Genomic DNA, 20,841 nt, shown 5'->3' with positions numbered 1-20,841 from the left:
GCATAGGGCGTCTGCAGGTTCTCTGCGGCCCGGTAGGTGAAGCCGAAACGCTGGTAGTAGCGGCCATCCCCGACCACGGAAACCGCCCGGGCCCCGGCGCGGCGGGCATGGTCCAGCCCGTAGCGCACCAGATCGGCCCCGATGCCGTACTTGCGGTAGGCCGGCAGGACCGCCAGCGGCGACAGCCCCATCCAGCCCTCCGGCGAGAGATGCCGCGAGAAGCCGACATAGCCCACCACCGAACTGTCGCTGAGGGCCAGCAGCTCGACCGTCATGTCCCCGGCGCTGCGCATCGCCTGCACCAGCTGCGCCTGCGCGGGACCGTCATAGGCCTGGGTCAGAACGTTACCGACACCGATGCCATGCACGGGAGAGTAGAGCGTGAGGGTGATCTCGGGTTTGCGCGCCATCGTCGGATCCTCTGAGCTGACGTCACGGGGACGGGCAGCGGGGGCCCGTGCGGCAACTGTAGCGGCCCCGCCCTCTTCTGGGCAGTCCCGCTGCGCCGCAGCGGCAGGGAAATCCGACCGGCAGGGGGACAGGTGATGAAATATGCGCCAAAGACCCGGTGGGCGTGCCGCAATCTCTTGAGAGAAAACGGAAAAGCCCGCCGTCCCGTCTTCGCGTCTCCGGCACGGAAAAAGGGGGCCCGAAGGCCCCCTTTCCCGATATGCGTGGCAGGTGGCGGGATCCCCGCCACCGGGCCGGCTGATTACATCATGCCGCCCATGCCGCCCATGCCGCCCATGTCGGGCGCTGCGGGTGCATCTTTCTGCGGCTTGTCGGCCACCATTGCCTCGGTGGTGATCAGCAGGCCGGCGATGGAGGCAGCGTCCTCCAGGGCGGTGCGGGTCACCTTGGCAGGGTCGATCACGCCGAAGGAGAACATGTCGCCATATTCTTCGGTCTGGGCGTTGAAGCCGAACTTGAGGTCAGTCGACTCCTTGATCTTGCCGGCCACCACGGCGCCGTCGACGCCGGCGTTCTCGGCGATCTGGCGCAGCGGAGCTTCCAGGGCCTTGCGAACGATGGTGATGCCTGCGTCCTGGTCGGAGTTGGCGCCGGTCAGACCGTCGAGGGCCTTGCCACCCTGAACCAGGGCGACACCGCCGCCGACCACGATGCCTTCCTGAACGGCAGCGCGGGTGGCGTTCAGGGCGTCATCGACGCGGTCCTTGCGCTCTTTCACTTCGACTTCGGTCAGGCCGCCGACGCGGATCACGGCAACGCCGCCTGCCAGCTTGGCAACACGTTCCTGCAGCTTCTCGCGGTCGTAGTCCGAGGTGGTTTCCTCGATCTGGGTGCGGATCTGGGCCACGCGGGCTTCGATCTCGGCCTTGTTGCCGGCACCGTCGACGATGGTGGTTTCGTCCTTGGTGATCGAGATGGTCTTGGCAGTGCCGAGCATGTCCATGGTGACATTCTCGAGCTTCATGCCGAGGTCTTCCGAGATCACCTGGCCGCCGGTCAGGATCGCGATGTCCTGCAGCATGGCCTTGCGGCGGTCACCGAAGCCCGGTGCCTTGACGGCGGCGATCTTCAGGCCACCGCGCAGCTTGTTCACGACGAGGGTCGCCAGGGCTTCGCCCTCGACGTCTTCGGCAATGATCAGCAGCGGCTTCTGCGACTGGATGACCTGCTCGAGCAGGGGAACCAGCGGCTGCAGCGAGGACAGCTTCTTCTCGTGCAGCAGCACGAGGCAGTCTTCCAGCTCGGCGACCATCTTGTCGGCGTTGGTCACGAAGTAGGGGGAGAGGTAGCCGCGGTCGAACTGCATGCCTTCGACGACTTCGACCTCGGTCTCCATGCCCTTGTTTTCTTCGACGGTGATGACGCCGTCGTTGCCGACTTTCTGCATGGCTTCGGCGATCATCTTGCCGATCGACTCTTCGCCGTTGGCCGAGATGGTGCCGACCTGGGCAACTTCACCGGAGTCGTTGACCGGACGCGAGGCGGCCTTGATGGCCTCGACGACCTTGGTGGTGGCCAGGTCGATACCGCGCTTCAGGTCCATCGGGTTCATGCCCGCTGCGACCGACTTCATGCCTTCGCGCACGATGGCCTGGGCCAGCACGGTGGCGGTGGTGGTGCCGTCGCCGGCTTCGTCGTTGGTGCGGGAAGCGACTTCCTTCACCATCTGGGCGCCCATGTTCTCGAACTTGTCTTCCAGTTCGATTTCCTTGGCGACCGAGACACCGTCCTTGGTGATGCGGGGGGCGCCGAAGGACTTGTCGAGGACGACGTTACGGCCTTTCGGGCCGAGGGTCACCTTGACCGCGTCCGCGAGGATGTTCACACCCTTCAGCATCTTGTTGCGGGCTTCGGTGTTGAACTTGACGTCTTTTGCAGCCATGTTCTGTCTCTCCTGAATTTGGGTTTCGGGTAAGCGAATGGGGTCAGTCAGTCCGATCCGGCAAGGATCAGGAGATGATGCCCATGATGTCGCTTTCCTTCATGATCAGCAGCTCTTTGCCGTCCAGCGTGATCTCGGTACCGGACCACTTGCCGAACAGGATCTTGTCGCCGGCCTTGACGTCCATCGCGACGCGCGCGCCGGAGTCGTCCTTGGCGCCAGCGCCAACGGCGATGACGATGCCCTCGGCGGGCTTTTCCTTGGCGCTGTCGGGGATGATCAGGCCGCCGGCGGTTTTAGCTTCGCCTTCGACGCGCTCGACGAGCACACGGTCATGCAGCGGTTGAAATGCCATCTCTGAGGCTCCTTGGCTCAAAGTTTTTCCCTCTCCCGCCCCTCTTGGTGCGGGATTAGCACTCAGGTCGCCCGAGTGCTAACGGAACGGAGATAGGCAAGCCGGGGAAGCGAGTCAACGGCGGAGATCGCGTTTTCTTTTCACCCCCGCCAAGCAGCCGCCCGAGCCGAAGACCGAAGCGGGCCAAACGCGTAGGGTGGGAGGCATCCCACCCCTGCGGGCCACCGGCGGCACGAGCCAAGGGTGGGATAACTCCCACCCTACGCCCCGGTCTCCTGCCTGCCCCTTTCGGTCAGGGCATAGGTGCCCTTGGCCACCTTCTCGAACCAGCCGTAGTGATTGTCACGCATCAGCGTGGTGGCGCGGCCGACGCCGGTGGCGGCCTTCACTTCGGCGCCGCGACAGGGCCCATGCCCGGCCAGGTGCAGGGCACAGCGCACCGCATCCTGGCGATAGGCGGTGACGATCTTTCCCGCCGCCCCGCCGCGATTGGGATCACCATCCCGGCGCTGAAATTCGCGCAGCAGACGTCCGGCCCGCGCCTTGACCTTGCGCGGCGCGTAGGAAGAGGGATCGCATTGCGCCTCGACGAAGCCGTCGCGCAGCCGCACCGTCAGCAGGCCAAGACCCAGCCTGCGACACAGTGCGACATGCCGCGCCAGGGTCTTGCGCGCGCTGACCTGGGGGATCGCGAGATAGACGAAGTCGGTGATCTTCAGCCGCTCCAGCGCCTGGTGCAGCAAGGCCAGGCTCATTGCCAGTTTCAGCTCGACGATCACCGGATCGGGGTCGTCGGCGCGCATCCCCACCACGTCGGCCCCGGCGATCTCGGACTTCACCTCATAGCCCTGACCTTCCAGGAAGGCCTTCACGGGCGGGTAGAGATCGGTCTCGGACGGGCTGCTCATGGGGCATGATTACGCCCCTGCCCCGCGCCCGGCAACCGCCTGCCGCCGTGCTGCATCGCAGCGGGTGACAGCGCCCGGCGGGACCTCTATAAAACCGCCGAATTCAGCTTTTCCCAGGAATGGATGCTCTCATGACGATCAAGGTTTTCGGCCACAAGTCCCCCGACACGGATTCCACCGGCTCCGCGCTGATCTGGGCCTGGTATCTCTCCGAGATCGCCGGCACCCCGGCCGAGGCGAAACTGCTGGGCACCCCCAACACCGAGGCCGCCTTCGTGGTCGGGAAGTGGGGCTTCGAGACCCCCGAGATCATCTCTGAGGTCTCTGCCGGCGATGACGTGGTGATCGTCGACACCAACAACCCCGCCGAGCTGCCCGCCGCGATCAACGAGGCGAACGTCATCCAGATCATCGACCACCACAAGCTGACCGGCGGGCTGGAAACCAAGAGCCCGATCGACATCACCATCAAGCCGCTGGCCTGCACCGCCACCATCATGCACCAGCTGATGGGGGAGGATGCCGCCAAGATGCCCGACAACATCAAGGGCGCCATGCTCTCGTGCATCCTGTCGGACACGCTGGAATTCCGCTCGCCCACCACCACGCCCGTCGACCGCGCCCTGGCCGAGGCCCTGGCAGGTGAGCTGAACCTGGACCTCGGTGCCTATGCGGCGGAGATGTTCGAGGCCAAGTCCGACATCTCGGCCTTCTCGGATGCCGAGCTGATCCGCATGGACAGCAAGGAATATGCCGTCGACGGCATCAAGTTCCGCGTCTCGGTGCTGGAAACCACCGCGCCGAAGCTGGTGCTCGACCGCAAGGCCAGCCTGATGGAAAGCTTCAAGGCCGTCGAGGCCGAGGATGGCGTCGACCAGGTGCTGCTCTTCGTCGTCGACATCCTGAACGAGGAAGCCACCCTCTTCGTGCCCAACGACCTGGTGAAGGGCGTGGCCGAGAAGAGCTTCGGCGCGACCGTCGAAGGTGACCAGGTGGTCCTGCCCGGCGTGATGAGCCGCAAGAAGCAGATCATCCCCTCGCTGAAGGTCTGAGGCGTCGCTTCCCCCGAATGACAAAGGGCCGCCCCTTGGGGCGGCCCTTTCCGTTTCACGCCATGGATGCCCTATTTCTCGGGCAGCAGGCCGCGCGGGCTGAAGCGCAGCACCAGCAGCAGCAGCGCCCCCATCAGCAGCATCCGCATATGGGCGGCCGAGTTGATCATGTGGCTCTTGAAGTCGCCCTCGGGCAGGGGCGCCATGGCCGCCTGCATCAGGTCCGGGCCCCAGTCGCCCGCCTTGACCCAGAGATACCAGATCAGCACCCCGCCGAGGACCGAGCCCCAGTTGCTGCCGGACCCGCCCACGACCACCATGACGAGGATCAGGAAGGTATAGCGCAGCGGGTTGTAGGAGGCGGGCGTCATCTGCCCGTCGAGCGAGATCATCATCGCCCCGGCCAGCCCGATCACCGCCGAGCCCAGCACGAAGACCTGCAGGTGCCGTCGGGTGACGTTCTTGCCCATGGCCGCGGCCGAGATCTCGTTGTCGCGGATCGCGTGCATCATCCGGCCCCAGGGCGATTTCAGCGCCAGCTCCGAGGCCCAGATCAGCAGCAGGATCACCACGAGGAAGAGCGCCAGGAAGGCCAGCTTGACCAGCAGGGTCGAGGCCAGCGTGGGGTCAAGTCCCCAGCTCTCGGCGCGAGCGACGAAGGCCGGGGCGCTCTGCAGGTCGATCTCGTAGGGGACGGGCCAGGGACGCGGGATGCCGTTGACGTTCAGCACGCCGCGATCCAGCCATTGCTCGTTCTTCAGCACCGCCACGATGATCTCGGCGATGCCCAGCGTGGCGATGGCCAGGTAGTCCGAGCGCAGGCCGAGGGCGGTCTTGCCGACCACCCAGGCCGCGCCCGCGGCCAGCAATGCGCCCACGGGCCAGGAGACCAGCGTCGGCAGGCCGAGGCCGCCGAGATTGCCCGCCGCCGAGGGGTTGATCGCCTCGATCGCCGCCACCGCCGGATCGAAGGCCAGCCGGTAGAGCGCAAAGCCCAGAAGCAGGATCACCACGACCGCAAGGCCCCGGAACCGCGACAGCCGCCGCCAGGCCAGGATCGCGCCGACCAGCGCGGCAGCCGCCAGGGCGAAGGCCAGCAGGATGCCCCAGCCCCCGGCGGCGAAGGCCCCGGGCGTCGGCGGCATGGCGATCAGCACCGGCGCCAGGCCGCCAAGCGCCAGAAAGCCCATGGCCCCGGCGTTGAACAGCCCGGCGGTGCCCCATTGCAGGTTGATGCCAAGTGCCATGATGGCCGAGATCAGTCCCATGTTCAGGATCCCGAGCGCCGAGTTCCAGCCCGTGGTCAGCCACTCCAGCAGGATCAGGGCGGCAAGGATGGCGAAGAACAGCGGCGCGCGCAGCGGGCTGGTCTCGCCCGGTTGACGAGAGGTGCTCATACCACTTTCCCCCTGAAGATACCCGTGGGCCGGAAGATCAGCACCAGCAGCAGGATGACGAAGCTGACGGCGAACTTGTAGTCGGTCGACAGCAGTTGCAGCAGCCCGTCCGGCTGCCAGCCCGGGATCAGGTAGCCCGCCACCTTCTTCCAGGCGTAGGTCAGCCCGACCTCCGAGAAGGAGATGATGAAGCCGCCGGCGATGGCGCCCACCGGGTTGCCGATGCCGCCGACGATGGCCGAGGCGAAGATCGGCAGCACGATCTGGAAGTAGGTGAAGGCCTTGAAGCTCTTGTCGAGCCCGTAGAGCGTGCCGGCCACGGTGGCCAGCGCCGCCGTGATGATCCAGGTCACGCGCACCACCCGGTCCGGGTCGATGCCCGACAGCAGGGCCAGGTCCTCGTTGTCCGAGAAGGCGCGCATGGACTTGCCGGTACGTGTGCGGTTGAGGAACCAGAACAGCGCCACCACCACCAGCGCCGCCGTCACCACGGTGATCGCCTGCGTGGTGCGCAGGGTCAGCGGCTCTCGCATGCCGGTCATCTGGTTCCAGGTGCGGGCCGAGATGATGAAGCGTTCGCCGTCGGCAAAGTCGATCTGGTCGACACCGATCAGGAAGCGGGTCAGGGCGTTCATGATGAACATCACCCCGACCGAGACCATGACCAGCACCACCGGTGCCGCGCGGATGCCCCGGTAATAGCGATAGACCACGCGGTCGGTGCCCAGAAGCAGCAGCGCCGTCGCGGCGATGCCGACCGGCAGCGCCAGCAGCGCGACCGGCAGCGGCCCCAGGCTGACGCCAAGCGCCTGCAGGCCCCAGGTCACGAGGATCACCACCCCGGTGCCGAAGGCCATCGTGTCGCCATGGGCGAAGTTCGAGAACCGCAGCACGGCATAGATCAGCGTCACCCCGAGCGCCCCGAGCGCCAGCTGCGCGCCGTAGGAGGTGGCCGGGATGATCACGTAATTGGTGAGCGCCACCAATGCGTTGAGAAGTTCCATCGTCAGCCTCCCAGGAAGGTGCGGCGGACCTCCGGGTCAGCCAGAAGGGCCTTGCCGGTGTCGGTGTAGCGGTTGGCGCCCTGCACCAGGACATAGCCCCGATCGGCGATCTCCAGCGCCTGGCGGGCGTTCTGTTCGACCATCAGGATCGAGATCCCGGTACGGGCCACCTCGATGATGCGGTCAAACAGCTCGTCCATGACGATGGGGCTGACCCCGGCCGTCGGCTCGTCCAGCATCAGCAGCTTGGGTTTCGTCATCAGCGCACGGCCCACGGCCACCTGCTGACGCTGCCCGCCCGACAGCTCGCCCGCGTTCTGGCGGCGCTTGTCCTTGAGGATCGGGAACAGCGTGTAGACCTGCTCCATCGTGTCGCGGAAGTCGTCGTCGCGGATGAAGGCGCCCATTTCCAGATTCTCTTCCACCGACATGGTGGGGAAGACGTTGTTGACCTGCGGCACGAAGCCCATGCCCTTCTTCACCCGGTCCTGGGGAGACAGGGCGGTGATGTCGGCGCCGTCCAGCGTGACGGAGCCGCCGCGCAGGGGCAGCATGCCGAAGACGGCCTTCATGGCGGTGGACTTGCCCGCGCCATTGGGGCCGACGATCACGGCGATCTGGCCCTTGTCGACTGTCAGGGTGCAGCCATGCAGGATATCGGCCTTGCCGTATCCGCCGGTCATCCCGGAAGCGTTGAGGAAGCTCATGCGTCACCCCCTTTGCCGGCGCGGTCGCCCAGACCGGGCTGCGCGCCCAGGTCCTCGCCCGCCGCGGCCTCGGCGCGCTCTTCGGCCAGCACCTTGTTCTTCAGCCCGGTGCCCAGGTAGGCCTCGATCACCGCTTCGTTCTCCATGATGTGATCCGCCGGGCCCTCGGCCAGCACGCGCCCCTCGGCCATGACGATGACCGGGTCGCAGAGGCGGCCGATGAAGTCCATGTCATGCTCGATGACGCAGAAGGTGTAGCCGCGTTCCCTGTTCAGGCGCACGATGGCATCGCCAATGGTGTTCAGCAGAGTGCGGTTCACCCCGGCGCCGACCTCGTCGAGGAAGACGATCTTGGCCTCCACCATCATCGTGCGGCCAAGCTCGAGCAGCTTCTTCTGCCCGCCCGAGAGGTTGCCGGCCTTTTCCTCGGCCAGGTGGCTGATGGTCAGGAAGTCGAGCACCTCGTCGGCCTTGCGGCGCAGCGCCTCTTCCTCGGCGCGGATGCGGCCACGGGCGAACCAGGTGTTCCACAGCGTCTCGCCCGCCTGGCCCTCGGGGACCATCATCAGGTTCTCGCGCACCGAGAGGGTGGGGAACTCATGGGCGATCTGGAAGGTACGCAGCAGGCCCTTGTGGAACAGCTGATGCGGCGTCAGCCCGGTGATGTCCTCGCCGTCCATGGTGACGCGGCCCGAGGTGGGCGCGTGAACCCCGGCGATGACGTTGAAAAGTGTCGATTTGCCCGCACCGTTCGGCCCCACGAGGCCGGTGATCGAGCCGGTTGCGATCTCGATGCTGGCATTGTCGACGGCACGGAAGCCGCCGAAGGATTTGACTAGGTTCTCGACCCGGATCATGGGGTCCCCCCTCTGTACCGGCAGGACTGCCGGCAGGTTCTGCTTGCGACATGCACTTCGGCCCGGGACGATGCCCGGGCCGTTGTCACGCCGTGGCGTGGGCTCAGCGGTAGCGGACCGTGGTGATCTTGCCGTCCACGAACTCGATCTCGCGGAAGGTACCGGCAGCTTCGCCCTGCCCGATCAGCTCGATCGCGGTGGCACCGTCGTAGTCGATCGCGGTGCCCGCCTTCAGCAGCTCAAGACCCTTGGCCAGTTCGCCGGGGTAGATCTTCTCGCCGGGACCGTTGGCGATCTCCATGATCTTGTCCTTGTAAACCTTGGGATCGGTCGAGCCCGCCGCCTGCATCGCCAGCATCATCAGCGCCGCGCTGTCATAGGCGCCGCCCGAATAGGCCGACGAGCCGTCGAAGCCGCCCGCTTCGGCCATGCCGAGATAGGTTGCCATGCCTTCACCCTCGGAGTCGGGCAGCTGGCCGAACGAACCGTCCAGTTCCGAACCGAAGTTGTCTTCCAGGGCCTGGCTGACCATGCCGTCGGGGAAGACGAAAGTGTAGAAGGCACCGCTGTCCAGCGCGCCGCGCAGCACGCCCGAGCCGCCCTGGTCGACATAGCCGACCAGCACCAGCGCATCGCCACCGGCCGAGGCCAGTGCGCCGACTTCGGCCGAGTAGTCGCCCTTGCCGTCCTCGTGCGAGGCCGAGATGGTCACGGTGCCGCCGGCTGCCTCGAAGGCGGACTGGAAGCTGTCGGCCAGGCCCTTGCCGTAGTCGTTGTTGGTGTAGGTCACGGCGACCGAGGAGATGCCCTTCTCCATGATCTCATCCGCCATCACCTCGCCCTGGCGGGCGTCGGAGGGGGCGGTGCGGAAGAAGAAGCCGCCGTCTTCCAGCGACGACAGCGCCGGCGAGGTGGCCGAGGGCGAGATCATCACGACGCCGTTAGGCATGCCGACATTCTGCAGCACGGCCGTGGTCGCGCCCGAGCACATGGCGCCCATGATGCCTTTCACCCCGTCCGAGGTGACGAGGGTTTCGGCGGCGGCGGTGGCGGCGGCGGAGTCGACGCAGGTGCTGTCGCCACGGACCGGGGTCACGGTCGAGCCATCCAGCAGCGCGCCGGAGTCGGAGACTTCCTTCATCGCCATCTCGGCGCCCAGAGCCATCGGGCCGGCCAGGGATTCCAGCGGGCCGGTGAAGCCCAGCAGAACGCCCAGCTTGATGTCTTCGGCGGTGGCGGCAGAGGCGCACAGGGCGACTGCGGCAGAGGCCATGAGAATTTTCTTCATTTTGATCTCCCTCGGGGGATCCTCGAGGGATCCCCGCTTGTTTATTGAGGCAACACGGAGCTTCGCTCCTGTCTGATCCGAGAGGGAAGGAAGCCGCGTCGAAGGTCAAGAGGGGCGCCACGGGTTTTGATGAAATTTTTGTCGCTTTCAGGCGACAGGGGCGGGACCGATGGGCGGTCCGGGCGGGAGGCCCCGCCGGAACGCCCCGGATGCTGCGCCGCGGCGTTTCCGCGCCCTTTCCGGCAGGGATCCGGCGTGCGGCAAGGCAACAAACTCTGGTCCCCCGGGTCGCTTTGCGTCATATCGGGGCCAGAGGTCGGGACCAGTCCTGACACCGGCCTCTGGCCCTGACCTGCCCTTCAGACCGACGCGGAGCCCCCATGACCCGGATCGTCCAATCCCTTGCCGAAATCGCCTCCGACTACGACGCCTTCTTCGTCGATCTCTGGGGCTGCGTGCACAATGGCGTCACCGCCCTGCCCGAGGCGGTCGCCGCCCTGCAGGAGGTGCGCAAGACCGGCAAGAAGGTGGTGCTGGTGACGAACTCGCCGCGCCCCCGGGCACAGGTCGAGATCCAGCTGGACGGCTTCGGCGTGGCCCGCGACAGCTGGGACATCATCGCCACCTCGGGCGACTCGGCGCGGGCGGCGATGTACAACGGCACCGTCGGCAGCAAGGTCTTCCACATCGGCGAACCGGGCGATGATCCCTTCTTCCACCCGCTGGAGATCCAGGAAAACCCGGTCGAAATCACCCGCGTGCCGCTGGACGAGGCCGAAGGCGTGGTCTGCACCGGCCCCTTCGATCCCATGGCCGAGCCCGCCGTGCTGCGCCCCGAGCTGCTGCTGGCCAAGACGAAGGGCCTGAAGCTGCTCTGCGCCAACCCCGACATCGTCGTCGACCGTGGCGAGGTGCGCGAATGGTGTGCCGGCGCCGTGGCCCAGCTTTACACCGAGATGGGCGGCGAGAGCCTCTATTTCGGCAAGCCGCATCCGCCGATCTACGACCTGGCGCGGCTGCGCCTCGGCCAGCTTGGCCCGATGCCCTCCGAGGCGCGGATCCTGGCCATCGGCGACGGCATCCAGACCGACGTGAAGGGCGGCATGGGCGAGGGCATCGACACGCTGTTCATCACCGGCGGCCTGGCGCTGGAAGAGACCAAGACCACAGACCAGCCCGACCCCGAGGCGCTGGAGGCCTTCATCGAGGCCCAGCAGATGACCCCGACCTACGCCATCGGCTTCCTGCGCTGAGCGCGACGGCGCGGCGCGGCGGGCGCAGGCGGGGGCACTCCCTGCCTGTGCCGGACGTCCCGCGGCGGGCCGACACCTGCCGACCCCTGCCGCCCCGGATCCGCCCGTCGCAGTCGGGCCCCCGGGCGCTGCTGGACAGGCGCGGCGATATGGGCAACATGCGGCCATGACCACGCCCCCCGCCCCCAGCCCTGCAACCGCCCTGCCCGATGCCGCCTGGCTGTCGCGCCGCCCCCTGCCCGGCTGGCTGCAATCGGTGCTGCTCTTCCTGTTCCGCCAGGCTTCTGCCGGTCTCTTCGCCGGGATCATCCTGGCAGCGCTGCTGATCACCTCAGCAATCTGGCAGGACGACTGGGCGCTGGCGCGCTACGACTTCCTGGTGCTGCTGGCGGTCGGCGTGCAGGTGCTGCTGATCGCCACCCGGCTCGAGACCTGGGACGAGGCCAGGGTCATCCTGCTGTTCCACCTGACCGGCACGGTGATGGAGTGGTTCAAGGTCCACGCCGGATCGTGGTCCTACCCCGAGCCCGGGGTGCTGAAGGCCTTCGACGTGCCACTGTTCACCGGCTTCATGTATGCCTCGGTCGGGTCCTACATCGCACGGGCCTTCCGGCTGTTCGGCGCAGTCATCGCGCCCTATCCGCCCTTCTGGGCCTCGGTGGTGCTGGCCGTGGCGATCTACGTCAACTTCTTCGCCCACCACTGGCTGCCCGACATCCGGCTGGCGCTGTTTGCCGCGACGCTCCTGCTGTTCTGGCGCACCCGGATGTGGTTCAGCCTGCGTCACTGGCACTTCATGCCCTTCCCGCTGGCCGCCCTGCTGATCGCCTTCGCGCTCTGGGTGGCCGAGAACATCGGCACCTTCTCGGGCACCTGGATCTACCACGGCCAGGGCAGCTTCGAGCTGGTGCCGCTGTCGAAGATGGGGTCCTGGTACCTGCTGTTCTTCGTCAGCTTCACCACGGTGACGCTGGTCATGCGCGACAGCCTGCGCCGGGCGCCGTTCAGCCCAGGGTGCTGAGGAAGGCCAGCGACAGCCCGAGGAACAGCAACATGTTGAAGGCATAGCCCGCCAGCGCATCCAGCCACATGTTGCGCCGCCGCTTGCGCGGGTTCCACTGCGCCACAGCCCTGTCGAGACGCCGGAACGCGCCCGAGAGCTGCCCCGCATCCATCCGCGCCGCCAGCTTCGGGTGCTGCATCTGCGCCTTCACTGCCTGGATCTTCCTGGCCTCGCGTCGCGCGCTGCCCGGAAGCTCGCGCCCGGCCCGTGCCACGAGGCTGTCGAAGCTGCCACGGCGCAGGGGACGGCGACCGCCCATCTTGCGCCTCAGCGCCTTCTCGCTGCGCCACAGCCCCCGGTTCAGGCCCCGGTCCAGAATGTCAAAGCCCATGGCGGCCTCCCTCGCGGTCATGCGGTGCAGGATACCGCCGCGGCGGGCGGAAGGGCAAGCCAATGCGCTTTCGTGGTCCAGCACCGGCAAGGGCGGGTCACCCGTGACCGGCCCCGCCTCAGGTCCCCGCCCCCTGCTCCAGTCCCTACCCCGAGCCCTGCCCCGGCCCCGGACAGGCAGAGGCCAGCCCCCGCCAGGCAGCGGCGTCGCGGCCCGATCGAGGCTCTGGCGCCTGCCTGCCCTGCGGGCTATGGCTTGGCCATGCTGAACGTGATCCGCCAGGATGGCCCCGCCGACGCCACACCGCTTGTCATCGCCCATGGCCTCTTCGGCTCGGGGCGCAACTGGGGTGTCATCTCGAAACGGCTGGCCGCCGCGCGGCCGGTGATCGCGGTCGACATGCGCAACCACGGCAGCTCTCCGCGCGAGGACGAGCACAGCTATCCGGCGATGGCAGCCGACCTCGCCGAGGTCATCGCCGCCGAGGGCCGGCCCTGCCACCTGCTGGGCCACTCCATGGGCGGCAAGGCCGCCATGGCCCTGGCGCTGAGCCAGCCCGCGCTGCTGGACCGGTTGGTCGTCGCCGACGTGGCACCGGTGGCCTATGGGCATACCCAGCAGAAGTATATCGACGCCATGCGCGCCGTGGACCTGTCGCAGGTCAGCCGCCGTTCGGACGCCGAGGCACAGCTGGCCGCCCAGGGTGTCGAACCCGCCCTGCAGAGCTTCTTCACCCAGAGCCTCGATGTCGCCGAGAAGCGCTGGCGCATCAACCTCGACGCGCTCGAGGCCGAGATGGCGAAGATCCTGTCTTTCCCGGAAGACCTGGAAGGCCCCTTCGAGGGCGAGACCCTCTTCCTGACCGGGGCGGAAAGCCACTACGTCAAGCCCGAGTACCGCCCCCGCATCAAGGCGCTGTTCCCCCACGCCCATTTTGCCAAGCTGCCCGGCGCAGGCCACTGGCTGCACGCCGAGAAGCCGCGCGAGTTCGAGGCCGCCGTGGCCACCTTCCTCGGCTGATCAGCCAGCGGGCTGCGCCGCCTCGCGGGCCTGCCGCTGCTCGAGGACGATGCGCTGGATCTCTGCGAAAGCGGCTTTCTTCTGGGCCGTCCAGGTCTCTGCCGAAAGGTTCAGCGCCAGGGCCAGCTGGTGCAGCTTGTCGTCTTCCTCAAGCGACAGCTCGCCATCCGAGCAGGCCACCATGGCAGCGTGCTTCAGCACCGCCCGGGCCCCGTCGGGATCCAGCAGCATTCCCAGGGCGCGGGCCTCCCGGGGAAGGGCCGCCTTGTCCGCGACGAACTGGGCGAGGATCTTGTCCATCGTCTCTTCGTCGATCGAGTAGCCATAGGCATCGCGGGCCAGCGCGGTGATGATCACCTTCTCGTTCCCGGCAAACTTGCCGTCGACCGCCGCCACGCCCAGCATCACGCGGATCGCCCCGTTGGCCACCCGCTCCCTGCGCTCGGCCTCGGTTGGCTCGGACGCTTTCTTCCTGTGAGCGCTGTTGGTCATGAAGCCCTTCAGCATCATGAAGAACCCGACGGCAATGGCCCCGTAGGTGATCACCCCGCCCTGGCCTCCGGCGACAGAAACGACGGTGATGGCGACACCGACGATGAAGATCAGCGCTCCGAGAGCGATATCCCTGGTTCCGGGCGTGGCGGGTTCTATCCAAATGGCTGAAACAATGAAGAGAGCCTAGGCGGCGATCCGTCGGTCACCAAGTGACAATCCCTGTCAGCCGGGACGGGGCGCCGTCCGACGCTCTCAATGCGCGCGGGTGCCCGGAATCAAGGGAGCGTGCGGCAGGAGGTCTTCGAGAGAGGGCGACGTGAAGGCCGGCGGAACCCGCAGGCCCTGTCGCGGGTTGATCAAACGGAACCGAAACAGGAGACCGAGATGACCCGCACCGCTACCCGCACTGCCGCCCTCTTTGCCGCCCTTCTGGCCCTCGCCGCCTGCGAGACCATCGAGGGCGCCGGCCAGGATATCCAGAACGCCGGCCAGGCCATCGAAGGCGAGGCCCAGGAGACCCAGGCGGAGATGTAATCGCTCCGCCCCTCGCTTGAGGCTGGACGCTCCGCAGGCCTGCGCCTAGGATTTCGGCCGGATCAACATCATGTCGAGGAACGGGAATGATCAGAATCGCCATCTGCCTGCTGGCCCTGTCGGGGCTGGCCGCCTGCGAGACCGTCAAGGGCGCGGGTCGGGACATCCAGAAGGCCGGCACCATCATCGAGGGTGAAGCCGCGCAAACCCAGGCGGGCATGTAGGCCGAGCCCCCCCTCCAGGCACGGCGATGCCCCCGCGACCAGCGAAGAGGACCGGCGTGCCGAATGGCCGCCGGTCTTTCCGTGTCCGGTCTTTGCGGGCCAGTCCTTGCGAACTGGTGCTGATGCGCCCTTCCCGGCGGCGGCCCCACCTAGCGTTATGCCGAGCCAAGGTGGGTTACACCCACCCTACGCCCGTGGCCGCTTCCGCTGCGTCGCGCCGCCGGTGACCCGTGCCGCCGGTGACTCGCGCTACTTTGGCCTTTCGGTGCCGGGGACTCAGCGCGCATGGACAATCTTCGGCGCTCTGCCATCGCCAGGCACCAAGACCAGCTTCCGCCTCTCCGGCGTTTCGGCCTGGCCGCTTCCCCATGTCAGGCCCGGGACTGGGCCACGACACAGGGTGAGGTTTCGCAGTCGCCCCCCTTGGCCCTGCTTCGGCACGGCGCCGCCGAGGGTCCGGAGGTCTGGACCTGGACTGCCGGCCCACTGTGTCCGGGCCCACTGTGCCTTGGGGCACTGGAACCAGGCGCACTCTTTATTAACCGACCCTGCGCAAACTGGCGGCATGTCCCGCTACATCCGCCCCCGCCTGCCCGGCGCCTCGATCTTCTTCACCGTCACCCTGCGTGACCCTGGATCCGACCTGCTGCTGCGCGAGATAGCGGCGCTGCGCGAGGCGGTGATGGTCGAACGCTGCCGCCGCCCCTTCGCCATCGACGCCTGGGTAGTGCTGCCCGATCATATGCACTGCCTCTGGACCCTGCCGCCGGGCGACGCCGACTATCCGCTGCGCTGGCAGTCGATCAAGGCAGAGTTCAGCCGTCGCGTCGCCCCCCGCGTTCCCCGCAGCCCCGGCAAGCAACGACGCGGAGAGCTGGGGATCTGGCAGCGCCGCTACTGGGAACACCACATCCGCGACGACGCGGACATGCAGATGCACCTGCGCTATTGCTGGGCGGATCCGGTGGCGCACGGGCTGGCGCAACGGCCGGCGGACTGGGCGTTCTCGTCGTTCCACCGGGAGGTGCGGGCGGGGCTGCTGCGCCCGGACTGGGCCGGAACCGCGCCCAACGGAACCTTCGGCGAAAGAGACAGCACGCCACGGCTCATCGCGTAAGGTGGATGAAATCCACCATCCCACGGCCCGCCAAAGAAAAACCCGGGCCTAAACCCGGGCTCCCCTCAACTGTCCATCTTCAGCGCCGAGATGAAGGCTTCCTGCGGAATGTCCACCTTGCCGAACTGGCGCATCTTCTTCTTGCCGGCCTTCTGCTTGTCCAGCAGCTTGCGCTTCCGGGTGGCGTCGCCGCCGTAGCACTTGGCCGTCACGTCCTTGCGCATCGCCGAGAGCGTTTCCCGCGCGATCACCTTGCCGCCGATCGCCGCCTGGATCGGGATCTTGAACATGTGGCGCGGGATCAGCTCCTTCAGCTTCTCGCACATGGCGCGGCCACGCATCTCGGCGCGGTCGCGGTGCACCATCATCGACAGCGCATCCACGGGCTCGTCGTTCACCAGCACCTGCATCTTCACCAGGTTGTCCTGACGATAGCCGATCATCTGGTAATCGAAGGAGGCATAGCCCTTGGTGACCGACTTCAGCCGGTCGTAGAAATCGAAGACCACCTCGTTCAGCGGCAGGTCGTATTCAACCAGCGGGCGCGAGCCGGCATAGGTCAGCTCCATCTGGATGCCACGGCGCTCCTGGCAGAGCTTCAGCACATCGCCGAGATACTCGTCGGGCACCATGATCGTCGCCTTGATGCGCGGCTCTTCCAGGTGATCGACATAGGTCAGGTCGGGCATGTCGGCGGGGTTGTGCAACTCCTGCATCGTCCCGTCCTTCATGTGGACATGGTAGACCACCGAGGGCGCCGTGGTGATCAGCTCGATGTTGTATTCGCGCTCCAGCCGGTCGCGGATCACCTCGAGGTGCAGCAGCCCGAGGAAGCCGCAGCGGAAGCCGAAGCCGAGGGCGGCCGAGGTCTCCATCTCGTAGCTGAAGGAGGCGTCGTTCAGGGCCAGCTTCTCGATGGCATCGCGCAAGTCCTCGAATTCGGCCGAATCGACCGGGAAGAGGCCGCAGAAGACCACCGGGATCGAGGGCTTGAAGCCGGGCAGCGGCTTGTCCGTGCCCTTCTTGTCATGGGTGATGGTGTCGCCGACCTTGGTGTCGCGCACCTGCTTGATCGAGGCGGTGATGAAGCCGATCTCACCCGGGCCCAGCTCGTCCACGTTCTGCATGGCGGGGCGGAAGACACCGATCCGGTCGACCTGGTGGACCGAACCGAAGCGCATGAACTTCACCCGGTCGTTCTTCTTCAGCACGCCGTCCATGATCCGCACCAGCACGACGACGCCAAGGTAGCTGTCGTACCAGCTGTCCACCAGCATCGCCTTCAGCGGCGCATCGCGGTCGCCCTTCGGGGCGGGCAGGCGATGGCAGATCGCCTCCAGCGTCTCCTTGATGCCGATGCCGGACTTGGCCGACACCAGCAGCGCCTCCGAGGCATCGATGCCGATCACGTCCTCGATCTGCTCCTTCACCCGTTCGGGTTCGCTGGCAGGCAGGTCGATCTTGTTCAGCACCGGCACGATTTCGTGGTTGGCGTCGATCGCCTGGTAGACATTCGCCAGGGTCTGCGCCTCAACCCCCTGCGTGCTGTCGACCACCAGCAAAGAGCCCTCGACCGCATGCATCGAGCGGGAGACCTCGTAGGCAAAGTCGACGTGACCGGGGGTGTCGATCAGGTTGAGCACGTAAAGCTCGCCGTTGTCGGCGATGTACTCGATGCGCACGGTATTCGCCTTGATTGTGATCCCGCGTTCGCGCTCGATGTCCATGGCGTCGAGCAGCTGCTCTTTCATCTCGCGTTCCGAGACGGTGTTTGTGGACTGGATCAGCCGGTCGGCCAGGGTGGATTTCCCGTGGTCGATATGGGCGACGATGGAGAAGTTACGGATATGCGCGAGATCGGTCATGATCGGCAGCATATGCGGGGGAAAAGGGCAGTTGGCAAGGGGGAGAGCGCCGCTCCGGTGGACTCGGCGGGTGATCCCGGGATCAATCGGGGTGCGCGAGGGCCGGGGCCCCTCCGGCCATGGCGCGAGGACGACACGACAGGCGCCCCGGAGGCCTCCCTCCGCATTCCCGCACATCCTCCTCCGCACCGTCCCGCCTTGCGCTCTCTTCCCCGCGCCCATAGGTTCCGCCCGCGGCCAATGAGGCCGCTTGTTCTCAGGGCGGGGCGGAATTCCCCACCGGCGGTGACAGCCCGCGAGCGCCTCTCATCGGGAGGGTCAGCAGATCCGGTGGAACTCCGGGGCCGACGGTCATAGTCCGGATGGAAGAGAACGGGAGAGATCCCGCCCCGCGGCGCGCGGGACGGCGGGCCTGTCCCGGACGGCCTTGGGTTATGCGTTCGGAAAGGACACCGCATGACTCACTCGACCCAGCACCCCACGCGCGGTGCCGCGATGATGATCGCCGCGGGCGCGATCTTCGCTCTCTACAATACCCTCACCCAGTATATCGCCATGCAGCTGCACCTGCCCGGCCCCACCATCGCCTTCTGGCAGTACCTGGCGGCCACGGCGCTGGCCCTGCCCTGGGCGCTGTCGCGCTCGCGCGAGGCCTGGGCCATGCGCCGGCCCGGCCTGCACCTGATGCGGGCCGGCTGTGCCGTGGCAGGCGTGCAGCTCTGGGTGGCCAGCCTCGCCTTTGTCCCGATCTGGCAGGCCTCGGCGCTGATCCTGCTGTCGCCCTTCTTCGTCACCCTCGGCGCAGCGCTGATCCTGCGCGAACCCACCCCGCCGCGACGCTGGCTGGCGGTGCTGGGCGGGCTGAGCGGAGGGATGATCCTGCTGGCCCCCTGGTCCGAGGCCTTCACCCCGGCGGCGCTGATGCCGGTCGGCGCGGCAGCGCTCTGGGCCGGGACCTCGCTGCTGACCAAGCGGCTGACCCGCGACGAGGCGCCCGAGGCGCTGACCCTGCACCTGCTGCTGCTGCTGACGCCCGCCAATGCGGTGCTGGCCCTGCTGGCCCTGCCCGAGGGCGCCCCGGTCGCCACGCTGGTGCCCGGCGGCACGGCCCTGGCGCTGCTGCTGCTGGCCGGTGTCCTGACGGCGGTGGCGCAATATGCCATCGCGCGGGCCTATTCCCTGGCCGATGCGGGTTACCTGCAGCCCTTCGACCATGTGAAACTGCCGCTAAATGTCGGCCTCGGCGTTCTCGCCTTCGGCTTCGTGCCACCGGGCAGCATGTGGGCCGGCTCGGCGCTGATCGTGGCTGCCTCGTTCTACCTGCTCGAGCAGGAACGGCGCGGCGCCGCGACAGCGTGATCGCGCCCCCGGCCCGACCAAGCACGGTCCGGGCCGGGATCCGTCGCGGCGGAGCCCACCGAATCAGGCACCGAGGGGGCTCTGGCCCTAGCCGGTGCTCCAAGGAACAGACCGGGCCGGGGCTTGCCTGCACCGGGCGACGCCGCCTTCGACAAGCCATTCCGCTTCACCTGCCCCGGCCGGTCGATCACGACTTGTCGAGACCGGGCCCCTCCCCCGTTCGAAGAGTTGAGAATCCCGCGAAATCTGGCATCCTGCCGCGCAGTTTCCGGACCGAAGGCTGCGGTCCGGGTAATGGTGTCAGCCGGATCACGGGGGATCAACCACCGGACCGGCAGAGATAAGGCAGTGATGACATGACCTCTTCTTACCGGGCGGCCCTGGCCGCGGCGGCAATCGCGTTTCTCTCTCTTCCGGCCAGCGCCCAGGCGGACACGATCCGCAACGCCTGCCTGAGTTCGCCCAAGGGCGGCGCCTCGGCCCAGCTCTGCGGCTGCATCCAGAACGTCGCCGACCTTGTCCTGTCCTCGCGCGATCAGCGCACGGCGGCCAAGTTCTTCCGCAGCCCCGACAAGGCGCAGGAAGTGAAGATGTCCTCTTCGCGCTCCGACACCCAGTTCTGGGAAAAGTACAGCTACTTCGGCGCCGTGGCGCAGGAGCAATGCGCCTCCTGAGGCAGTCGGGCGCTACTGCGCGTTCTGCGGCACCCCGTCGGTGATCGCGTAGTAGTCGCCCTTGTCGGCGCAGAAGATATGCTGCGCCAGCGCCGTCCCGGTGGGCCCGTCGAAGGCGCCCATCGAGACCCCGATCCAGTCCAGGTGCGGCGGATCGAAGAACAGCGAGGCGCCGCAGGTGGCGCAGAAGCCGCGCCGGGCCTTCGCCGTCGCGGCATACCACCTCAGCGCCGCCGCCCCCTCGATGATCAGCTCTGCCTTCTTCACCTCGCAACTGGCATCGAAATGCCCCGAGTGCTTGCGGCACAGGCTGCAGTGACAGGCCGTGACAGGGCCAAGCGGGCCCGGCGCGCGGAACCTCACGGCACCGCAGAGGCAACTGCCGTGATGGACCTCAGACATCCCCGGCCTCCTTCCGGCGCCTCGCCAGCTGGCTGATCAGCGCCCGTGCCTCGGGCGAGGGCGCGGCCTCGACCCGGCAGTAATCCGAGCCGTCCCGGTTGCGGCGCACCAGCCCCTCGGAGACCAGCTCGCGACGCAGTTGAGCCGGGTCGCCAAAGAGATGAGCGGCGTTCAGCAAGGCATTCACCTCGACTTCGCGCAGCAGGGTGCCGGCGGGCAGCCGCGCCCAGAGCGCCGCCAGGCACAGCGCCCGGACCTGCCGCCTGGCGGGCCAGTGGCGCAGCCGTCCGGCGGCATCGAACTGGTGCAGCGCGCGCTCTACCGCGCGCAGGTCGGCGGGGGCCTTCGGGCGGCGCTCCAGCCGCGCGCCGGCGCTGGCCGAGGCGCGCATCTGCTGGAAATTGCGATGGCCCGCGCACGCGCCAGCATGTTCATCAGCGCCAAGTGCGAGGGGGCCCCGCCCCCCGCTTCCAGCTGGCGCGACAGGCTGCGGGCAAAGGTCGAGATATCGGGATGGGTCAGGGGAATGAGCTGTCGGGGCATCTTGTCCTCGTGGCGTGCCCCGGGGTGCGTCGGTACGCTG

Annotated in this window: 23 protein-coding genes and 1 riboswitch; of the genes, 9 read left to right on the top strand and 14 right to left on the bottom strand. The window is 67.4% G+C overall.

Annotation, left to right across the window (positions count from 1 at the left end; translation table 11 throughout):
- From OS124_RS0116880 to OS124_RS0116865, 4 genes are all read right to left on the bottom strand, one after another.
- The coding region (locus OS124_RS0116880; protein ID WP_010140998.1) for a GNAT family N-acetyltransferase at positions 1-410 on the bottom strand (410 nt) is incomplete at its 3' end.
- A gap of 302 nt (positions 411-712) precedes the next feature.
- Positions 713-2,353 carry a chaperonin GroEL gene (gene groL / locus OS124_RS0116875; RefSeq protein WP_010140997.1) on the bottom strand — a complete coding sequence of 547 codons (1,641 nt, stop codon included), beginning with the start codon at positions 2,351-2,353 and terminating at the stop codon, positions 713-715.
- Positions 2,354-2,420: 67 nt separating this feature from the next.
- Entirely contained in the window at positions 2,421-2,708 is a 288-nt protein-coding gene (gene groES / locus OS124_RS0116870) for a co-chaperone GroES (RefSeq protein WP_010140996.1), read from the bottom strand.
- A gap of 260 nt (positions 2,709-2,968) precedes the next feature.
- On the bottom strand, positions 2,969-3,616 hold the full coding sequence (locus OS124_RS0116865) for a DUF2161 domain-containing phosphodiesterase (RefSeq protein ID WP_010140995.1): 648 nt from the start codon (positions 3,614-3,616) through the stop codon (positions 2,969-2,971).
- A 131-nt stretch (positions 3,617-3,747) separates the two neighbouring features.
- Here OS124_RS0116865 and OS124_RS0116860 point away from each other — a divergent pair, with 131 nt between their 5' ends.
- Entirely contained in the window at positions 3,748-4,668 is a 921-nt protein-coding gene (locus OS124_RS0116860) for a manganese-dependent inorganic pyrophosphatase (protein WP_010140994.1), read from the top strand.
- 71 nt (positions 4,669-4,739) lie between these two features.
- On the opposite strand, the gene OS124_RS0116855 is transcribed toward OS124_RS0116860, so the two are convergent.
- From OS124_RS0116855 to OS124_RS0116835, 5 genes are all read right to left on the bottom strand, one after another.
- Positions 4,740-6,065 (bottom strand): branched-chain amino acid ABC transporter permease, encoded by a 1,326-nt coding sequence (locus OS124_RS0116855; RefSeq protein WP_010140993.1) that lies wholly within the window; start codon positions 6,063-6,065, stop codon positions 4,740-4,742.
- Positions 6,062-7,069, bottom strand: a complete 1,008-nt coding sequence (locus OS124_RS0116850; protein ID WP_010140992.1) for a branched-chain amino acid ABC transporter permease — start codon at positions 7,067-7,069, stop codon at positions 6,062-6,064. Before OS124_RS0116850 ends, OS124_RS0116855 begins: the two co-directional genes overlap by 4 nt.
- Before the next feature lie 2 nt (positions 7,070-7,071).
- On the bottom strand, positions 7,072-7,776 hold the full coding sequence (locus OS124_RS0116845) for an ABC transporter ATP-binding protein (RefSeq protein WP_010140991.1): 705 nt from the start codon (positions 7,774-7,776) through the stop codon (positions 7,072-7,074).
- On the bottom strand, positions 7,773-8,633 hold the full coding sequence (locus OS124_RS0116840; RefSeq protein ID WP_010140989.1) for an ABC transporter ATP-binding protein: 861 nt from the start codon (positions 8,631-8,633) through the stop codon (positions 7,773-7,775). Before OS124_RS0116840 ends, OS124_RS0116845 begins: the two co-directional genes overlap by 4 nt.
- A gap of 103 nt (positions 8,634-8,736) precedes the next feature.
- Positions 8,737-9,921 (bottom strand): ABC transporter substrate-binding protein, encoded by a 1,185-nt coding sequence (locus OS124_RS0116835; protein ID WP_029375516.1) that lies wholly within the window; start codon positions 9,919-9,921, stop codon positions 8,737-8,739.
- A 380-nt stretch (positions 9,922-10,301) separates the two neighbouring features.
- Here OS124_RS0116835 and OS124_RS0116830 point away from each other — a divergent pair, with 380 nt between their 5' ends.
- Positions 10,302-11,174 carry a TIGR01459 family HAD-type hydrolase gene (locus OS124_RS0116830; RefSeq protein ID WP_010140987.1) on the top strand — a complete coding sequence of 291 codons (873 nt, stop codon included), beginning with the start codon at positions 10,302-10,304 and terminating at the stop codon, positions 11,172-11,174.
- Positions 11,175-11,340: 166 nt separating this feature from the next.
- Positions 11,341-12,195: a DUF817 domain-containing protein gene (locus OS124_RS0116825; protein ID WP_010140986.1), complete on the top strand. Its 855-nt coding sequence runs from the start codon at positions 11,341-11,343 to the stop codon at positions 12,193-12,195.
- Here the strand turns inward: OS124_RS0116825 and OS124_RS0116820 are convergent.
- Complete coding sequence (locus OS124_RS0116820; protein ID WP_010140985.1) at positions 12,179-12,568, bottom strand: hypothetical protein; 390 nt, start codon at positions 12,566-12,568, stop codon at positions 12,179-12,181. The two genes, OS124_RS0116825 and OS124_RS0116820, sit on opposite strands and share 17 nt — an antisense overlap.
- 261 nt (positions 12,569-12,829) lie before the next feature.
- Between OS124_RS0116820 and OS124_RS0116815 the strand changes: the two genes are divergently transcribed.
- Entirely contained in the window at positions 12,830-13,588 is a 759-nt protein-coding gene (locus OS124_RS0116815) for an alpha/beta fold hydrolase (RefSeq protein ID WP_010140984.1), read from the top strand.
- Here OS124_RS0116815 and OS124_RS0116810 read toward each other — a convergent pair whose 3' ends face one another.
- The gene (locus tag OS124_RS0116810; protein WP_010140983.1) at positions 13,589-14,134 is read right to left on the bottom strand and encodes a TerB family tellurite resistance protein; all 546 of its coding nucleotides are present in this window, start codon (positions 14,132-14,134) and stop codon (positions 13,589-13,591) included.
- Between the two features lie 333 nt (positions 14,135-14,467).
- Between OS124_RS0116810 and OS124_RS0116805 the strand changes: the two genes are divergently transcribed.
- The 3 genes from OS124_RS0116805 (at position 14,468) to OS124_RS0116795 (ending at position 15,958) form a co-directional block, all read left to right on the top strand.
- Complete coding sequence (locus tag OS124_RS0116805; protein WP_010140982.1) at positions 14,468-14,617, top strand: entericidin A/B family lipoprotein; 150 nt, start codon at positions 14,468-14,470, stop codon at positions 14,615-14,617.
- An 86-nt stretch (positions 14,618-14,703) separates the two neighbouring features.
- Complete coding sequence (locus OS124_RS0116800; protein ID WP_010140981.1) at positions 14,704-14,841, top strand: entericidin A/B family lipoprotein; 138 nt, start codon at positions 14,704-14,706, stop codon at positions 14,839-14,841.
- A 565-nt stretch (positions 14,842-15,406) separates the two neighbouring features.
- Positions 15,407-15,958 (top strand): REP-associated tyrosine transposase, encoded by a 552-nt coding sequence (locus tag OS124_RS0116795; protein WP_010140980.1) that lies wholly within the window; start codon positions 15,407-15,409, stop codon positions 15,956-15,958.
- A gap of 65 nt (positions 15,959-16,023) precedes the next feature.
- Here OS124_RS0116795 and lepA read toward each other — a convergent pair whose 3' ends face one another.
- Positions 16,024-17,823, bottom strand: a complete 1,800-nt coding sequence (gene lepA, locus OS124_RS0116790) for a translation elongation factor 4 (RefSeq protein WP_010140979.1) — start codon at positions 17,821-17,823, stop codon at positions 16,024-16,026.
- A 248-nt stretch (positions 17,824-18,071) separates the two neighbouring features.
- Positions 18,072-18,201, top strand: a riboswitch (FMN riboswitch).
- A gap of 78 nt (positions 18,202-18,279) precedes the next feature.
- Between lepA and OS124_RS0116785 the strand changes: the two genes are divergently transcribed.
- Positions 18,280-19,182 (top strand): DMT family transporter, encoded by a 903-nt coding sequence (locus OS124_RS0116785; protein ID WP_010140978.1) that lies wholly within the window; start codon positions 18,280-18,282, stop codon positions 19,180-19,182.
- Between the two features lie 356 nt (positions 19,183-19,538).
- Positions 19,539-19,856 (top strand): hypothetical protein, encoded by a 318-nt coding sequence (locus OS124_RS0116780; protein ID WP_010140977.1) that lies wholly within the window; start codon positions 19,539-19,541, stop codon positions 19,854-19,856.
- 12 nt (positions 19,857-19,868) lie between these two features.
- Here OS124_RS0116780 and OS124_RS0116775 read toward each other — a convergent pair whose 3' ends face one another.
- Both OS124_RS0116775 and OS124_RS25030 read right to left on the bottom strand, forming a co-directional pair.
- Positions 19,869-20,258, bottom strand: coding sequence for a GFA family protein (locus OS124_RS0116775; RefSeq protein ID WP_010140975.1), 390 nt, complete (start codon positions 20,256-20,258; stop codon positions 19,869-19,871).
- The gene (locus OS124_RS25030; RefSeq protein ID WP_010140973.1) at positions 20,251-20,649 is read right to left on the bottom strand and encodes a DUF2087 domain-containing protein; all 399 of its coding nucleotides are present in this window, start codon (positions 20,647-20,649) and stop codon (positions 20,251-20,253) included. Before OS124_RS25030 ends, OS124_RS0116775 begins: the two co-directional genes overlap by 8 nt.
- Between the last annotated feature and the right edge of the window lie 192 nt (positions 20,650-20,841).

Source organism: Oceanicola sp. S124 (assembly GCF_000220565.1).
Lineage (GTDB): Bacteria > Pseudomonadota > Alphaproteobacteria > Rhodobacterales > Rhodobacteraceae > Pseudooceanicola.
This window is presented reverse-complemented; position numbering and strand designations above follow the sequence as displayed.

Coding starts and splice junctions, on each gene's coding strand:
- OS124_RS0116805 (WP_010140982.1), top strand. CDS start 14,468: ATGACCCGCACCGCTACCCGCACTGCCGCCCTCTTTGCCGCCCTTCTG.
- OS124_RS0116865 (WP_010140995.1), bottom strand. CDS start 3,616: ATGAGCAGCCCGTCCGAGACCGATCTCTACCCGCCCGTGAAGGCCTTC.
- OS124_RS0116850 (WP_010140992.1), bottom strand. CDS start 7,069: ATGGAACTTCTCAACGCATTGGTGGCGCTCACCAATTACGTGATCATC.
- OS124_RS0116795 (WP_010140980.1), top strand. CDS start 15,407: ATGTCCCGCTACATCCGCCCCCGCCTGCCCGGCGCCTCGATCTTCTTC.
- lepA (WP_010140979.1), bottom strand. CDS start 17,823: ATGACCGATCTCGCGCATATCCGTAACTTCTCCATCGTCGCCCATATC.
- OS124_RS0116775 (WP_010140975.1), bottom strand. CDS start 20,258: ATGTCTGAGGTCCATCACGGCAGTTGCCTCTGCGGTGCCGTGAGGTTC.
- OS124_RS0116835 (WP_029375516.1), bottom strand. CDS start 9,921: ATGAAGAAAATTCTCATGGCCTCTGCCGCAGTCGCCCTGTGCGCCTCT.
- OS124_RS0116815 (WP_010140984.1), top strand. CDS start 12,830: ATGCTGAACGTGATCCGCCAGGATGGCCCCGCCGACGCCACACCGCTT.
- OS124_RS0116820 (WP_010140985.1), bottom strand. CDS start 12,568: ATGGGCTTTGACATTCTGGACCGGGGCCTGAACCGGGGGCTGTGGCGC.
- OS124_RS0116830 (WP_010140987.1), top strand. CDS start 10,302: ATGACCCGGATCGTCCAATCCCTTGCCGAAATCGCCTCCGACTACGAC.
- OS124_RS25030 (WP_010140973.1), bottom strand. CDS start 20,649: ATGCGCGCCTCGGCCAGCGCCGGCGCGCGGCTGGAGCGCCGCCCGAAG.
- OS124_RS0116855 (WP_010140993.1), bottom strand. CDS start 6,065: ATGAGCACCTCTCGTCAACCGGGCGAGACCAGCCCGCTGCGCGCGCCG.
- OS124_RS0116800 (WP_010140981.1), top strand. CDS start 14,704: ATGATCAGAATCGCCATCTGCCTGCTGGCCCTGTCGGGGCTGGCCGCC.
- OS124_RS0116785 (WP_010140978.1), top strand. CDS start 18,280: ATGACTCACTCGACCCAGCACCCCACGCGCGGTGCCGCGATGATGATC.
- groL (WP_010140997.1), bottom strand. CDS start 2,353: ATGGCTGCAAAAGACGTCAAGTTCAACACCGAAGCCCGCAACAAGATG.
- OS124_RS0116780 (WP_010140977.1), top strand. CDS start 19,539: ATGACCTCTTCTTACCGGGCGGCCCTGGCCGCGGCGGCAATCGCGTTT.
- OS124_RS0116825 (WP_010140986.1), top strand. CDS start 11,341: ATGACCACGCCCCCCGCCCCCAGCCCTGCAACCGCCCTGCCCGATGCC.
- OS124_RS0116860 (WP_010140994.1), top strand. CDS start 3,748: ATGACGATCAAGGTTTTCGGCCACAAGTCCCCCGACACGGATTCCACC.
- OS124_RS0116845 (WP_010140991.1), bottom strand. CDS start 7,776: ATGAGCTTCCTCAACGCTTCCGGGATGACCGGCGGATACGGCAAGGCC.
- groES (WP_010140996.1), bottom strand. CDS start 2,708: ATGGCATTTCAACCGCTGCATGACCGTGTGCTCGTCGAGCGCGTCGAA.
- OS124_RS0116840 (WP_010140989.1), bottom strand. CDS start 8,633: ATGATCCGGGTCGAGAACCTAGTCAAATCCTTCGGCGGCTTCCGTGCC.